A 13,456-nucleotide genomic window follows, 5' to 3' on the forward strand; every position below is an offset into this window, starting at 1 on the left:
TCTTGGCGTTCTGGCTCATGTGGTAAGCCTACCGGCCATCGACGTTCCTCACGCGGATGGTGTGCCGGCCGAACCGGTCGTTCACCGCGTCCAACGCCGCCCTCAGGCGATCCAGACGGGGCGACGTGTCGGCGAAAAGATCCGCCTGCTCGACCGTACGGTCCGTCAGGTCAAGCAGCATCGACCCGGCCTTCGCGTACGTGAAGCCGCCGTCCAACTCTTAGACGGAGCCACGGGAAGCATTCCGCCGCATTGCCGTCGTAGACCCGAGATCGGCCTAACGAACGCAATGGCCGATGAACGTGCGTTCGTCTTCGACAGTCGAATGACCGGTCGCGGAGGCGGAGCCGACGCCTGAATGGCCGACCGGTAACGCAATCGACCGTCGGCTCATGGCCCCACGGAGCCGGATCGCGACTGGCGCAGCCTAATACGGCTCTCGGCCAATTGTCCAGGCGGTCGATCTCCCGTTTGTGGTCGCCCGTCAGGCTGACCAACAGTACAGCGGAGAACCGTATACGCCGTGTGCGGCAAGGTTTTCGCCTGCTCCCCAAAAGCAGAGGAAACGTCGTTCGGTAATCTGATAGACAAGCCAATAGCCATCTCTTCGCGCAACGCAGTATCCAGAAATCTGCTCGCCGGCATTCGCCCACGGGAATGCCGGCTCTTCGACCTTGGCTGAAAGCAGGAACGGTTCACAAACGCATGCGCGGATGTCGGCCTCGAGTTCATCAAAGTAAGCTTCGGGCTCACGATTTGGTGGAACGAAAACGTCCTCGTGTTCCGTCAGCGCTGCTTCCAAGCAAGCGCTCGCTTTTTCTCTATCAAACATGATGTGAAGACAGTAGTACCGATAACGCACCATCGCGTGTCGATAGTCGGCGATCAGTTTCGCCTCACTTTCAACACGTGAGCGCCGATAGTGTCTTGATCAGCCCGTGGGTTCCTCTGGAACCCCGGGCTTTTTTTCGTCTGCGATAGGCCGTGTCGCAGACCTTCGTGCGCAAGCACTCGCACTCGATCGTCCTGGCGGCTCCTGAGGCGTCAGCGATGTGCCAAGGTCGAGTCGGGGGAATCCCCTGGTCGCATACCTCGCGAGGTTATCGCCGTACTCCCTCTCTCTTCCGTGCGTAATTGGCTCGCGCGCGTCGAATACACCTTCATGGATGACGGAGCGTTCCGGTCGTCGGGTCGATTGTCCTTTCGGTATACCTGCCATCACATTCTGACGATCTGGATTGAGCGGTGATTCTAGGGTATATCCAGGCGCGCGTCTGGCCAAAAGGTGTCGTCCTTAAGACCGAACGGTTACCGCCCCGGCTCGATCGGAGCGGCGTCGTGAAAAACTTTGAGCAGATCGTTGCGCAGTTCAGAGACGTCCATTTCATGCCGGGCTCGCGTGAGGCCGACGTACAGCAGGCGTTTTTCCTCATCGGTCACCGTGGTGCGGCCGTCATCTTCTGTCTTGAAGCGGAAGTCGCCGCAGACCTTCACGCGGTTCCATTCAAGACCCTTCGCCCGGTGAATCGTTGAGACCACATAGTCGGCCTCCGCCTCCGGAGAGGCGCGGGACAGGAGGTCGCGCAGATACGCGGTGCCTTCACGGTCGATAAGCTGGACGACCGGCAGGAGGTCACGACCCGCGTGGCTAGCTGCGTATTGCTGGACGTCGCGCCATGTTTCAAATAACGCGAGCGACGCCGGGCTGAAGGTCCGCTGGCCCCGCATCAGGCGGTCTGCGCCGTCGGCGAATGCGAGGATTTCCTCAATGTTCGCCCGCACGGCGACCTTGTGGCCGCACTGCAGGCCGTTTGCCAGGGTCCCGATGACGGTCACGTTCTTCCGGCAGAGGATCGCGTCGAAGCTCCGTGTTGGGTCATGCTCCTCGAAGAAGGTCGATGAGACGCTGGCCTGGCCGCGAAGCGGTACCCGCTCGCCCAGCAGGTTCAGAATGCGAGAAGCGAGCGCGGCAAAGTGCGGTCCGAAGCGAAACGACTCGGTGAGCGCGCACTCCCGTGCGTTGATGTATTCCATCGCGTTGACCGCGCCGCGCCACTCGTAGATCTGCTGATACGGATCGCCCACATAAATGACCTGAGCGTGCTGCTGGCGACGAAGGACCGACAGCATCAGGCCGTCGCTGTCCTGCGCCTCATCGAACAGGATGAAATCGGCGCCGATCTGCGGCCGCGACCGCTCCCATGTCTTCAGATACGTGTCCGGGGTAATGGCGGTCTTCCCCTGTGGGTCGATGCTCTCGTTCCAGTGGCGCTCCACGAACGGCAGCAGCATCGTCCGCAACTCGTCGGCCGACTGCTCCGTGATCATCTCGTCCACCGGAATGTGCCACGCCTGGGGCTCGTCCTGAGCGGACCGGCAAAAGCGCGCGGCTCCGTCGGCAACGAGCCGGCCAACCTGGAAGGCGGATAGCTCGACATTCTTGCCGATAATCGTCGGTACGCGGATGGGCCCGAGCCCGTACCGGGCGGCAAGGAGGTGAGGCGGCTCCTTGGGGAGGTTCAGCCGCGCGGTCAGCGCCTTGTCGCTGGCCCGGAAGGCGACCGAGTGGACTGTCTGGCACATAACGTTGCGCGGAAACTTCCGCTTGGCTTCGGTCGCAATGTCCTTGTTGAAAGCGAGGTACTGGCCACGCTTCGTGCTGAACCGTTCCGCAATCATCCCGAGCGTCGAGGTTTTGCCGGCGCCGGCGTACGCTTTCACTTTTACCGTCGCGCCGGAGGCGACCGTCTCGAGTGTGTCGAGCTGCTCGTTCGTCGGCTTGATTGTTTTCATGCGCTCTCGAATGGTGGTGGGCAACGAAGGGCTGTGATGTGCGTTGCAGGTCATCGGATACAGAAACTCTCAAACATTTTGGCAGGTCGCCGCATGAACGCGCTCGCAAAAGACGGCTTAACTGCACCGCCTTTCCAGCTTGCGCGCTGGGCGACGTCGTGACACGCCTAGCGCAGCGCGTTGGCAATGTCGCGCGGGACGGCAACAGGCTCGGCGTGGCTGGTCTGTACGCGGGTGCGCCCGGCGACAACCGACTCGGACCGGATCGCGACGCGTTCCCGGAACAGGCCGCGACCAGTGGTGACATGTGTCGCTTCATAGGGATTGCCGCGTTTGATGTAGTCCCCAACGTCGAAATCGATTGGAAACAACGACGATTCTTCGCCGCTCTCGACGACGAGCCGGATAGCGTTCAACGGAACACCGCGCAGGTGAGTATCCAGAATGCGATTCAGGATCTGGTCCCGGACGATGGATGACTCCATCGGACCCTGGTACTCGGCCTTCGTTTCAAGCAGATGGACAATCGCCAGACGCTCAGTTGTAGCGGTAAGCGCAATGCGGAACTGAAGGGCGCATGGCCGGCCCATTTCATCGGGATAGGCCATGTCCGTGAATGATGTCTTGTATGGCATGTAGCACTCCGAACAAACGTTGTGCCGGTACGGATGAACTGGCAAGACCAGCCTACGGAGTGGGAAGCGAAGTCAAGTCGTCTGGGCGCTGATGGTGTCGCGGATGCGGATAACGGTGCGATGACTGGCCAGACCCAGCATTGCGCTCGTCTGTTCGTTGGTGCGGCCAGACAGCAGCTGACGACGCGCGAAGGTATTGCGCAACACGCGTGGGCTCATGTCCGGCGCGGCAAAGCCGATTGCGTCCAGTGCGTCGCGGACTATCGCGCCGAGGAGTACATCGTTGATCGGCTTGTCGTCTGTGCGCGGCGCGGGGAAAAGAAGCGCGCCGTCGGGCGACGGATGAAGCCGTTGCCATGCCGCAAGCGCGGGCGTCGAGAACGCGGGAAGGGCCACAGTTCTCTCAAGGCGTGCGCCTCGCTTCGGAACGGACACCTGCGGCCTTATCCCCTCGATGACGATGTCGCGCCATCGCGCGCCGCGCAGTTCGGCTGCAGTGAGGCCCGCGCCGAGCAGCAGCGCTACGACCGCGCGGTTGCGGCACAGGCGGCCATCGTCGCCGGCGTCGGGTTGGACATAGCCTTGCAGGGCGGTGTCTGCGTCGGTATCGAGAAAGAGCGGTTCGGGCTCGTCCTCGGGCCACGCGGCCGAGAGCGCGAAGGTTGCCGCCGGATTGCTGTGACGCAGGCCGACGTCGACCAGATGGCGACACAGCCGGTCGATCAGCTTGACGTAACGCAGCCGGGTGGTTGTCCCTGGCGCACAGCGGTTTTCGACGTCGTCAAAGAACGACTCAAGGTGCTCGGGCCCAAAGGTCGCGAGTGCCACGCCGCGGGTGACCAGATGGCGCAGGAACCGGTCGAACATCGCCCTGTGCTGCACGATCGAGCGTTGGGAGAACCGACGGCGGTCCGCGCCGGCCGCGTCCGTCGTCTGCCAATGCAGGTAGGCGGTATGCGGCTCCGCTGTCCACAGATGCGATTCGTTCATGGCATTCAGCACCTTATATACTGAAATGGCGTCATCCCTACGGCTGGCGAATCTCCGATCCGCCACTCAGCCTGCAGGAGGAGGGGGCTCTTCTCCCACCCTCATAGGTGTCATAGGCGGCGGAGATTGCACGCAGGCACTCGGCAGGACCGCCCTGGACGATCTTTGCCGCGCATGCGAGCATCAGGTTAAGGGGAAGCCCGAAGTCCTCAACCAGATAGCCACGTTCGCAAATATTGCCGAGCTGTGTCGCGCTGCATGGCACGCGCTCGCGCAACGCGGCGAGATCCTCCCGATAAGCCCAGATGGGCTTCCCAAGCGCAGCCGCAAACCCGATTTCGAACGCGGTCCCGCTGTCGGGTTCGCCCGCGCCGCGAAAGTCTGCCACGTTGGCCATGACGATATCCGCGCGTCCGATCGCAGCGAGGTTGGAGCGATAGATCCACGCAGCTTTTTCCTGCGGTGACAGGTCCTCCGGCGCCAGTGCATCGAGCGGGTAGTGGCCCTCGAATCCGGCGTCCGCGCACATGCGCTGAAGCGCGCGACCGTAGTCGAATGCATCGACGCGGAAAACGTCGAACCCCGCGAGATAGATTCGGGCCTTTGCAAGGCCGTACTGCGCGCCGCTCATTCGGTGATGAGGAAGCGTTCGAGGTCCTGATCCTTGAGCCAGCGCGGTGCGCGGCCGCGCCCGCTCCAGGTCTCGCCGGTGCCGGGATTGCGATACTTCGGTGCCGCCGCCCGACGGGCCTTCCCGCTACGCTTCCCAAAGACGTCTTCCGGCGTGAAGCCGAACTCCGCGACGGCCTCGCGCACCCGTTCGAGCGCCGCACCGGCCTCTTTCTTATGCGCTTCGGCGATCAGCTTCTCCAGCTGCTCCTTCTGCGCAAGCAGGTCCTTATAACGTTCCATTTCGTTGAATTTTCGTTGGTTATGATGGACGATTCTACCAGGCTCCAGCTGCCGTCAAGTCCGCAGCCGGGCCACACCAATGAGCGCACGCTCGACATTCACTGCAACAGGTACTGATGAAAAGAATTGCTGTCCGCCGCTCCGGCGTTCACGGTCGCGGCGTCTTTGTGCTACGCCCCATCAGGGAGGGCGAACTCATCCTTGAGTACGCCGGCACCGTTATGAGCTGGAAGCAGGCGATAACCCGCCATCGACGTTTCGGCAAGGAGGGGCACACCTTCCTTTTCGGACTATCCGATGGGCGGGTCATCGACGGTTCACTTGGCGGCAACAGCGCGCGCTGGCTCAACCACTCCTGCGTCGCCAATTGCGAAGCTGTTGAGTCCGATGGAAGGGTGCACATTCATGCGGTCTCGGATATCGGACCGGGCGAGGAGCTTTTCATCACCTATGGACTCTCGGTAGAGGGCCGCCTGTCGGCAGCCGTGCGCGCGCAATACGACTGCCGCTGCGGTCACCATCGATGTCGCGGGACGATGCTAGCCTCTAACAGACGCTCGACCTAGCGACGTGGGCGGATCCCACCCATTGCTCACATTTCTTCTTCCGCGGGCAAGACGGTTCGGTCGTCAAGCGCCGCCACCGCCCATCCGGGCTTACCCGGCGCGGTCTGGTGGCGCCGCGGTTCTCGCGGCACGCAGACGTTCACGAAGCAGGACCTTCTCGACGACCGGCAGATCCGCGGCGAGCTCGTTGCATTTCTTGTGGGCCAGCGCCAGATTGGCGAGCCGCGACGAGCCTCCGTCTTTCTCTGATAGCAGGTGTTCAAGAGTGACGTCTTCATTTTCCAGCGCGGCACCACAGTAAAAGCAGTTACTCCCGTCCCGGGCACGTAAGCTCCTTAGACGCGATGACCGCTTCTTCTGACTGGGATTAGTGACGTCTCGCGGTCTGCGTGAAGAAGATGGAGCTCCGTTTCCCAGTGGCCGCGTGAGCCTGATCGTCATCGGTGTCATATGGACCAGTTCGGCCGCACCCTTCCCGATTAGAGCCATTGCACGTTCAGGCGAGCAGTTCGACGCCGCCACGCCGGTCTGATCCAATACCAAAACCGTAGACATTCCTGCTTCCGTTTCCATACCAGGCGGCTGCGCCTGGCCATCGACAATCACCTCGCGACCCGGCGCATGGGGCCGCGAATGGCACCGATCATCCGCGACTTCCCAGCGCGCGTTCGATCTTCTGGTCCGTTTTGTACTGGCTCAGCGCATAGACCGACCAGATTGCTGCCGGAATCCAGCCTATCAGGGTGATCTGCAGCAGCAGGCAGATGATTCCCGCAAAGGGGCGGCCGATAGTGAAGAACTGCAGCCACGGGAAAACGAGAGCGAGCAACAAACGCATTTTGATCCTTGTGTGGTTAAGGTAAAAAACTTGCCAGCGACTCGCTGGCCATTGGGCGGCCGCTCATTGATGTGTTGCGTCGAGACTTAAATGCTGTTTTCGCACGTGCCTGCGGCGGGCACCGGCGAAGCAAGCGTTGCGATCAGCGTGTAGCCCGGATATTGTTTCCGCGCAGTCCCGGAGAACATCGCAACGGCAGCCTCTCCGTCGTCGGCGGCAACGATGGCATGGATCGGCTTGATGACGTCCGTCGTTCCGTCCTGTCGCAATACGCCTGAGACTATGAACCTTGCTGGCTGACGGACATGCCAGCCGATGTGCGCGCCGCGTTCTCCCGCAGAGGCGGCCGCTGCGCCTTGCAGACTGAGGGCAGACACGAAAAAGGCACCCGTTAGGGCTTTGACTGCTGCGATTTTCAGATGCGTGCTCATGCTTCGAGATTGATTGGGGGCGCGTCGCGTCATAAATTTCCCGATGGGTGTCATTCCATCGTACTGGCGAGAATGGGTTGTCAAGTTCGCCTCTTCGATCACAACTAGACCATTATCTGGTGTCAGGGGGCGGATGCGGCTCACTGGTTATCGGCGCACTATCAGAAAACTGAATCCTGTCGAGCGCCCAGGCGGCACCGGCATGGAAACTGCTGTGGCCACGATGGTCGCACCGCAACGCGTGAGTTTCTGCCCGGGAACGGGCGAAGGGGAGGAGCCTTATGACTCGTCACGATTTCGTACGCCAGCTTGCAATGATGCTCCGCGATCTGCCACGGGGCACAACTGCCGATTTGAGCGACTGCATGGCCGCGTATTGGAACGGCTATTCGGTGGTCTTCGCGTTCCTATGTGAGCGGGGGACAGGCACCATCGATGAGGAGTTCGACATGGACGATTACGTCTGAGAAGACTGGCGACCGGCCTTTGAAAGCTGGGTGGCGGACCCGGTATTCAGCAGCCGTCCGGAAATGAAGCAGTGGCTGATGGATGCGCCGCCGCACGAGGCCGGTGTGTGAGATGGGACGCTGGAGCCGGGGGCGGGCGAGAACCGCCGTCGTTCCACCGGGAGCGCGGGGCGGGTCGGGCCCGCCAGCGTTGATGCAGCCGCAACTGGCGACACTGGTGGACCGGCCACCGAAGGGAGGCGACTGGTCCTACGAAATCAAGTTCGACGGTTATCGCGTGATGACCCGTATCGACGGGGGCGTCGCTACGATCTTCACCCGCAACGGTCATGACTGGACCGAGCGGATGCCGCGTCTCGCGGATGCCTGCAATGGGCTGCAGGTCGATGACGCGTGGCTCGACGGCGAGGCCGTCGTGCTCGATTCAAGCGGTCAGCCCGACTTCAACGCGTTGCAGAACGCCGTCGACCGGCGCAGCACCGCAGAGATCGTCATGTTCGTGTTCGACCTGCTTTGGCTCAACGGAACCGATCTTCGCGAGCAGCCGCTGCGAACGCGCAGAGCGCTGTTGAGAGATCTGATGGCGGAACACACGTCCGGCGCAATCCGATTCTCCCAGGATTTTCCGCAGGACCCCGTGTCGCTCGTCGCGTCGGCGTGCAAGATGAAACTTGAAGGCATCATTGGCAAGCGCGGAGACGCGCCGTACCGTTCCGGGCGGTCAGCAGCCTGGGTGAAAATCAAGTGCTACCTTCGCCAGGAATTTGTCGTCGGCGGATTCACGCGCGCGAAGGGCGCGCGCTCGGGCGTACATTCGCTGCTGCTCGGTGTGTACGAGAAGGACGGCTCTTTACGCTATGCAGGCAGCGTCAGGCCGTATTTCTCATCTCGCGCTGCGTCCGCCTTTCTGAGCGGAGTAGAGTCGGTGCGCCGCAAGGCCACCGCTTTTTACAACCCGCCGAAGCCGGACAAGGAGCGCAACTCCGTCTGGCTTGACCCATCTATCGTCGTTGAATGCTCTTTTCTGGAGTGGACGCCGGGCGGCGAGGTGCGTCATCCGGTCTTCCATGCCGTGCGGGATGACAAGCCGGCGTCCGAGGTCAGCGAAGAGCCGATGGTAGCCGTGGAGTGCGATGAACCCGTAGAAGCGGACACAGGGTCGACGGGCGAAGTGCCGGGGGCTAAGGGCGGCCTCAAAATCAGCAATGTCCGCATAACGAACCCGCAACGGGTACTGGACGAGGTGACAGGGCACACCAAGCGGCAGCTGGTCGAGTACTATGCGGCAATCGCGGAGTGGGCGCTGCCGTATCTACACAACCGTCCCCTTGCACTGGTGCGGGCGCCAGACGGCATACAGGGCGAACTGTTCTTCCAGAAACACAGCGAGCGATCGGGCATTCCCGGCATTGAAGAGCTGCCGACCGAACTGCATCCGCGTCATCCGCCGCTGCTCGTTGCTAACACGCCCCAGGCGCTGGTGGGCCTCGCGCAGATGTCCGTCGTTGAGTTACACACGTGGAACGCCGTGGCGCCGGATCTCGAACACCCCGATCGCATCGTCTTCGATCTTGACCCGGACCCGGCGCTGCCATGGACCGCAATGCTGGAAGCTGCCGAGCTTCTGAAGGTTGTGCTTGACGAGATCGGCCTGCGCTCCTTTCCGAAGACGAGCGGCGGTAAAGGCATTCACGTTGTTGTTCCTCTGACGCGCCGGCAGGGATGGAGCGAGACCAAGGCCTTCGCACACGCGGTTGCAAAGCACATGGCTAAGGTCGTGCCGCAAAGATTCTCGGCAGTGCTCGGGCCGAAAAACCGCGTGGGCAAAATCTTTATCGACTACCTGCGCAACAGTCGCGGGGCGAGCACGGTTGCCGCCTTCTCAGTGCGGGCCCGCTCAGGGATGGGCGTATCGATGCCGTTCTCGTGGGACGAACTAAAGCAGGTGACGCGCGGCGATGAATGGTCGATGCGCAAGGCCGTTGAGCGTCAACGGTCGCTGAGAGATGACCCGTGGCATGGCTACTGGCAGACCCGGCAGGGCGTAACCGCGACAATGCGGCGGGCGGTGGGTATGGATTAACCGCGCCGGGCCGCGACGGCCCTGGCGAGGTGCTCCGACGCCGAGCATGGGGCAACACTGACCGCCGAGGGGCTCACACCGACCCAGTAGGGACCTTCAGCTTTCTCGATAACGGCCGCTCGGCAGTCGGGGCAGAACTTGGCCGGGACCTAAGCGGTCTCTACGCTCGAACTCGCTTCGACATTAAACCTCTGGTCCCTCAGGAGGTTGTTCGCGGATCGCCACAGCGATGGAACATCCAATAATTGATGCTATTCCAACGATGGATAAGAAACTCAGCGTCTCGCCCCATACGATGAAGCCGAATAACGTGGCCCAAATGATACTGGTATAGGTGTACGGTGCTAACGCTGCTGCACTCTCCCGCCTTACCGCGACTGTAAAGAGGAGCTGGCCCACTGTCGCGAAAACAGCCAGCAATGCCATGATTGCCAGATCTCTGAGTGTCGGAGTGCGCCAGGCAAAAACAAGAGACAAGCCGGTTACCACAGTCCCGAAAGCTGTGAAGTACAGAACAGTGATGCCGGAGTCGTCGCTGGTTTTGAGTTTTCGGATTTGAATCATGGAAAGCGCGCCGCATAGGGCGCTTGATAGCAGAAGGATGGGCCCGATAAGATTCGATAAGCTACCTTGAGGTCGCACCACCAAAAGAACACCAACGAAGCCGATGCAAGCAGCAATGGCGTTTCGGGCTAACAAACGCTCGCCGAGCAGGAATGGCGCGAGAAGAATGACGAAAATCGCTTCCGAATAGACAATTGCGACGGCCTCGCTCAACGGCAGATAAGGCAGTCCTGCGAAAAACAATGTCGAGGCGCCGAGCAAGGTCAGGGCGCGGATAGTCTGCCCTCGAATGTCAAGGTTACGAATTCGAGTCGTTATCGAGGGTCCACGCATACTGACTGCGACAGCAGGGACCATCCCAAATAACATGCGAAAAAATGTGACTTCGTTCGCGGGGTAGCTGAGCGCCACGGCTTTGCCAAGTGCATCGACGACCGCAAAACAGAACGTGGATGCGAGTATAAAAGCAATGCTTTGATATTGGGCGGTGCGGTCTGCAACGACATCGTTAAGTCGCATGTATCCTCGTTGGACAGGTTAGGCGGTTCGACGGGCGACGAAACAGGAAGGAAAGCCGCTAGATTGTCAACGATCTCGCGGACTTAGTCCAATGTCCGCACTTGGCCGATCGCCGTCCGATGCTGATTGCATAGCATGCTTACGTGAGATCGAAGTGGCGTCGGACCTTCATCGACCCGTTGCGGTCTGTCAAATATCTACGAAGCGGCCGTTCGTTCGTCGTGGCGTGCAACAGGCTGCCGTCCCACTCAAGAACGAACCGAGGCGGGAGATGGCAAACTTTTATGCCAATCGCAGATCCCACAACGCATCGAGTACATGTTGCGTGGAACGATCGACCTGCCCCGCACGATGCGCAATGCCGAGCCGACGCCACAACGCGGGGCGCAGCGGACGCATTACAATCCGCGCGTCGGCGAATGGCGTAGTGGCCTCATGAGGCAGCAGCGCCGCGCCATAACCTGCCGCTACCAGACTCTTGATCGCATCGTTGTAATTGAGCTGAATGCGCGCTGCGGGATGGTGCCCTCCGGTCGCAAACCATTCCGCAGTCAGACGCGAGAGATGCGTGGTCGCGTCGTTAAGTATGAGCGGTTGAGCGGCGAGCCATTCCGGCGTGATGCGAGCCGGACACCGCCAATGCGCCGGCACAAAGGCCATCACAGGGTCACGGCGCCAAGGCTTTATCACGAGCCCAGCCACCGGAGGCTGAGGCAGTGCGACCAGCCCTACATCCAATGTCCCATCCACCAATCGGCTTAGCGTTTCATGCGAGGTGAGCACGGCGATCTGAATATCGATAGCGGGATGGTGCTGGCGCAGCACTTCAAGCGCTTGCGGCAAAAGATGCGCAATCGCGCCAGTCGATGCTCCGAGCCGAGCGCGTCCGACAAGACCTTGAACCTGGCGGTGAACATCGTCTAACGCCTGCTCCGCGTCGGCCAGCAGTCGACGCGCGCGCTCGACCAACAACTCGCCTGTTGCCGACGGTCGGACGTGTCCCCGTTTGCGCGACAGGAGCGGAGCCCCGATGCGCTCTTCCAGTTCAGCGATGTGGAGGCTGACCGTTGGTGGCGCCAGATGTAAAGCACGCGCCGCGTCGGCGAATGAGCCACGGTCGGCAATAGCGACCAGGGTGCGCAAGCGGTCCAGGCTGATCTCTCGCATGTCGGTGTCCAGATTCAGAAAAACTGAATATCGAAGTTATGAAATTCAACTTTCTCTATTCTAGCGGTGCGCGGAAGATATGAGCTCGTTCCGCTTACCGGTCACCGGAGTATCGCGCGCATGAGCTCTCCCCTTGTTTTCATCGACGGCGACCAGGGCACCACCGGGTTGCAAATTCACGAACGGCTTCGCAGCCGGACCGATCTGAAATTGGTCACACTTCCCGCGGCGGAGCGCAAAGATTCCAGGCGTCGCGCGCAAGCCATCAACGCCTGCGACATTGCCATCCTCTGTCTGCCCGATGGCGCCGCGCGCGAGGCAGTGGGCGCCATTGTCAACCCCGCCGTCAGAGTCATCGACGCAAGTTCCGCCCATCGCACACACCCGGACTGGACATACGGCTTTCCGGAAATGACGCCGGGACAGGCTGAACGCATTGCGACCGCGCGTCGGGTCACCAATCCAGGTTGCTATCCGACCGGTGCAGTTGGCCTGCTGCGTCCTCTGCTGCACACCGGACTCATTCCCGGCAACCATCCGGTCACCATTTACGCGGTGTCTGGTTATTCCGGACGCGGGCGTGCGGGCGTCGAAGAATACGAGGGGCCGGGAGCGGTCAACGCACCGTCGTACCAGATATATGGTCTGGAGCTCGCGCACAAGCACGCCCCGGAGATCCAGCAGTACGCCGGACTCACGCATCGTCCGATCTTTGTCCCTGCGTACGGTGCGTATCGCCAGGGCATTGTGCTGACGATATCCCTGAATGTGCGTCTGCTGGAGCGCCACGCAGACGGCGCCGCGTTGCATGCGTGCCTCGCACGCCACTACGCCGAGGCGGCCCACATACATGTTCTGCCGCTGCACGAATCGCGCGATTTAAAGCAGCTGGATCCGCAGGTACTGAACGGTACGGACGATATGCGCTTAAGCGTGTTTCCTAACGCGGAACACGGACACGTTCTGCTATCCGCGGTTTTTGATAATCTCGGCAAAGGCGCAGCCGGCGCAGCGGTTCAGAACCTGAACCTCATGCTCGCGCAGTCATAGCGGCAGCTGGCTTACGCTGATGTTCGGCCGTGCCGATATGCGAACGATTGTTGGCAATCTCGTCGCGGTCGTCGAATGTCTCAAACTGGCCGCGCACTGCCTGATGCGTTCAGCATAGGGCAGTTAAGTTTCGACACCCACCTTGCGCAACCTGATCCATTCGTCTGCCACCTCCCCCATGTTCTTGGGTACTCCGCTTTTAATCCAGGCCATGAAGGAACGATCGAACCCGAACGTCTCCCCACATTCGCTCGTCAGAAATCGACGCACGTTTTGCGTGTTCTTGTAAGTCTCGTCAATTTTGGTGGCCCGATTGATCGGGTCTCGGTGCCAGTCAAATTTCATAGAGGCTCCCCGTCTTCAAAGTTGCTGTGAAACAGACTAGATATTGTTAGCGATCTACGCCGAAGCGTCGAGCGGCCGAAATTGGCCGACTCCCGT

17 protein-coding genes are annotated in these 13,456 nt (G+C 60.9%); 4 read left to right on the forward strand and 13 right to left on the reverse strand.

Going from position 1 to position 13,456, the window contains the following annotated elements; all coding sequences use genetic code 11:
• Positions 1–28: 28 nt before the first annotated feature.
• The 7 genes from B0G71_RS41650 to B0G71_RS38020 form a co-directional block, all read right to left on the reverse strand.
• Positions 29–181 (reverse strand): hypothetical protein, encoded by a 153-nt coding sequence (locus B0G71_RS41650; protein WP_181916956.1) that lies wholly within the window; start codon positions 179–181, stop codon positions 29–31.
• A 303-nt stretch (positions 182–484) separates the two neighbouring features.
• A complete protein-coding gene (locus B0G71_RS41125; RefSeq protein WP_220377355.1) occupies positions 485–802 on the reverse strand; it encodes a hypothetical protein in 318 nt (105 codons plus the stop codon).
• A 506-nt stretch (positions 803–1,308) separates the two neighbouring features.
• Positions 1,309–2,793 (reverse strand): 3'-5' exonuclease, encoded by a 1,485-nt coding sequence (locus tag B0G71_RS38000; protein ID WP_116149488.1) that lies wholly within the window; start codon positions 2,791–2,793, stop codon positions 1,309–1,311.
• 167 nt (positions 2,794–2,960) lie between these two features.
• Entirely contained in the window at positions 2,961–3,428 is a 468-nt protein-coding gene (locus B0G71_RS38005) for a hypothetical protein (protein WP_116149490.1), read from the reverse strand.
• A 72-nt stretch (positions 3,429–3,500) separates the two neighbouring features.
• Positions 3,501–4,418: a site-specific integrase gene (locus tag B0G71_RS38010; protein ID WP_116149492.1), complete on the reverse strand. Its 918-nt coding sequence runs from the start codon at positions 4,416–4,418 to the stop codon at positions 3,501–3,503.
• Positions 4,419–4,455: 37 nt separating this feature from the next.
• Positions 4,456–5,049, reverse strand: a complete 594-nt coding sequence (locus B0G71_RS38015) for a nucleoside 2-deoxyribosyltransferase (protein WP_116149494.1) — start codon at positions 5,047–5,049, stop codon at positions 4,456–4,458.
• The gene (locus B0G71_RS38020) at positions 5,046–5,330 is read right to left on the reverse strand and encodes an H-NS family nucleoid-associated regulatory protein (protein ID WP_116149496.1); all 285 of its coding nucleotides are present in this window, start codon (positions 5,328–5,330) and stop codon (positions 5,046–5,048) included. Before B0G71_RS38020 ends, B0G71_RS38015 begins: the two co-directional genes overlap by 4 nt.
• Positions 5,331–5,446: 116 nt before the next feature.
• On the opposite strand from B0G71_RS38020, the gene B0G71_RS38025 reads away from it, so the two are divergent.
• Positions 5,447–5,896, forward strand: a complete 450-nt coding sequence (locus B0G71_RS38025; RefSeq protein WP_116149498.1) for an SET domain-containing protein — start codon at positions 5,447–5,449, stop codon at positions 5,894–5,896.
• A gap of 90 nt (positions 5,897–5,986) precedes the next feature.
• On the opposite strand, the gene B0G71_RS38030 is transcribed toward B0G71_RS38025, so the two are convergent.
• From B0G71_RS38030 to B0G71_RS38040, 3 genes are all read right to left on the reverse strand, one after another.
• Positions 5,987–6,469, reverse strand: coding sequence for an HNH endonuclease (locus B0G71_RS38030; RefSeq protein ID WP_116149500.1), 483 nt, complete (start codon positions 6,467–6,469; stop codon positions 5,987–5,989).
• 70 nt (positions 6,470–6,539) lie between these two features.
• Complete coding sequence (locus B0G71_RS38035; protein ID WP_114158394.1) at positions 6,540–6,734, reverse strand: YqaE/Pmp3 family membrane protein; 195 nt, start codon at positions 6,732–6,734, stop codon at positions 6,540–6,542.
• Between the two features lie 86 nt (positions 6,735–6,820).
• Positions 6,821–7,165 carry a hypothetical protein gene (locus tag B0G71_RS38040; RefSeq protein WP_116149502.1) on the reverse strand — a complete coding sequence of 115 codons (345 nt, stop codon included), beginning with the start codon at positions 7,163–7,165 and terminating at the stop codon, positions 6,821–6,823.
• A gap of 281 nt (positions 7,166–7,446) precedes the next feature.
• Between B0G71_RS38040 and B0G71_RS38045 the strand changes: the two genes are divergently transcribed.
• Positions 7,447–7,632, forward strand: a complete 186-nt coding sequence (locus B0G71_RS38045; protein WP_116149504.1) for a hypothetical protein — start codon at positions 7,447–7,449, stop codon at positions 7,630–7,632.
• Positions 7,633–7,744: 112 nt separating this feature from the next.
• On the forward strand, positions 7,745–9,715 hold the full coding sequence (ligD, locus tag B0G71_RS38050; protein ID WP_116149506.1) for a DNA ligase D: 1,971 nt from the start codon (positions 7,745–7,747) through the stop codon (positions 9,713–9,715).
• Between the two features lie 183 nt (positions 9,716–9,898).
• On the opposite strand, the gene B0G71_RS38055 is transcribed toward ligD, so the two are convergent.
• Together B0G71_RS38055 and B0G71_RS38060 are read right to left on the reverse strand one after the other, a co-directional pair.
• The gene (locus B0G71_RS38055) at positions 9,899–10,798 is read right to left on the reverse strand and encodes a DMT family transporter (RefSeq protein WP_116149508.1); all 900 of its coding nucleotides are present in this window, start codon (positions 10,796–10,798) and stop codon (positions 9,899–9,901) included.
• A 282-nt stretch (positions 10,799–11,080) separates the two neighbouring features.
• Positions 11,081–11,965, reverse strand: a complete 885-nt coding sequence (locus B0G71_RS38060) for a LysR family transcriptional regulator (RefSeq protein WP_116149510.1) — start codon at positions 11,963–11,965, stop codon at positions 11,081–11,083.
• A gap of 120 nt (positions 11,966–12,085) precedes the next feature.
• Here B0G71_RS38060 and argC point away from each other — a divergent pair, with 120 nt between their 5' ends.
• Positions 12,086–13,015, forward strand: coding sequence for an N-acetyl-gamma-glutamyl-phosphate reductase (argC, locus tag B0G71_RS38065; RefSeq protein ID WP_116149512.1), 930 nt, complete (start codon positions 12,086–12,088; stop codon positions 13,013–13,015).
• Between the two features lie 123 nt (positions 13,016–13,138).
• On the opposite strand, the gene B0G71_RS38070 is transcribed toward argC, so the two are convergent.
• Positions 13,139–13,360 (reverse strand): DUF6434 domain-containing protein, encoded by a 222-nt coding sequence (locus B0G71_RS38070; RefSeq protein ID WP_116149514.1) that lies wholly within the window; start codon positions 13,358–13,360, stop codon positions 13,139–13,141.
• Positions 13,361–13,456: the final 96 nt, after the last annotated feature.

It is taken from the genome of Paraburkholderia sp. BL27I4N3 (assembly GCF_003386115.1).
Classification (GTDB): domain Bacteria; phylum Pseudomonadota; class Gammaproteobacteria; order Burkholderiales; family Burkholderiaceae; genus Paraburkholderia.

Bases quoted from the DNA above. Each gene is read 5' to 3' on its own strand.
- B0G71_RS41650 (WP_181916956.1), bottom strand. From the start codon at position 181: ATGCTGCTTGACCTGACGGACCGTACGGTCGAGCAGGCGGATCTTTTC.
- B0G71_RS38000 (WP_116149488.1), bottom strand. From the start codon at position 2,793: ATGAAAACAATCAAGCCGACGAACGAGCAGCTCGACACACTCGAGACG.
- B0G71_RS38005 (WP_116149490.1), bottom strand. From the start codon at position 3,428: ATGCCATACAAGACATCATTCACGGACATGGCCTATCCCGATGAAATG.
- B0G71_RS38010 (WP_116149492.1), bottom strand. From the start codon at position 4,418: ATGAACGAATCGCATCTGTGGACAGCGGAGCCGCATACCGCCTACCTG.
- B0G71_RS38015 (WP_116149494.1), bottom strand. From the start codon at position 5,049: ATGAGCGGCGCGCAGTACGGCCTTGCAAAGGCCCGAATCTATCTCGCG.
- B0G71_RS38020 (WP_116149496.1), bottom strand. From the start codon at position 5,330: ATGGAACGTTATAAGGACCTGCTTGCGCAGAAGGAGCAGCTGGAGAAG.
- B0G71_RS38025 (WP_116149498.1), top strand. From the start codon at position 5,447: ATGAAAAGAATTGCTGTCCGCCGCTCCGGCGTTCACGGTCGCGGCGTC.
- B0G71_RS38030 (WP_116149500.1), bottom strand. From the start codon at position 6,469: ATGGAAACGGAAGCAGGAATGTCTACGGTTTTGGTATTGGATCAGACC.
- B0G71_RS38035 (WP_114158394.1), bottom strand. From the start codon at position 6,734: ATGCGTTTGTTGCTCGCTCTCGTTTTCCCGTGGCTGCAGTTCTTCACT.
- B0G71_RS38040 (WP_116149502.1), bottom strand. From the start codon at position 7,165: ATGAGCACGCATCTGAAAATCGCAGCAGTCAAAGCCCTAACGGGTGCC.
- B0G71_RS38045 (WP_116149504.1), top strand. From the start codon at position 7,447: ATGACTCGTCACGATTTCGTACGCCAGCTTGCAATGATGCTCCGCGAT.
- ligD (WP_116149506.1), top strand. From the start codon at position 7,745: ATGGGACGCTGGAGCCGGGGGCGGGCGAGAACCGCCGTCGTTCCACCG.
- B0G71_RS38055 (WP_116149508.1), bottom strand. From the start codon at position 10,798: ATGCGACTTAACGATGTCGTTGCAGACCGCACCGCCCAATATCAAAGC.
- B0G71_RS38060 (WP_116149510.1), bottom strand. From the start codon at position 11,965: ATGCGAGAGATCAGCCTGGACCGCTTGCGCACCCTGGTCGCTATTGCC.
- argC (WP_116149512.1), top strand. From the start codon at position 12,086: ATGAGCTCTCCCCTTGTTTTCATCGACGGCGACCAGGGCACCACCGGG.
- B0G71_RS38070 (WP_116149514.1), bottom strand. From the start codon at position 13,360: ATGAAATTTGACTGGCACCGAGACCCGATCAATCGGGCCACCAAAATT.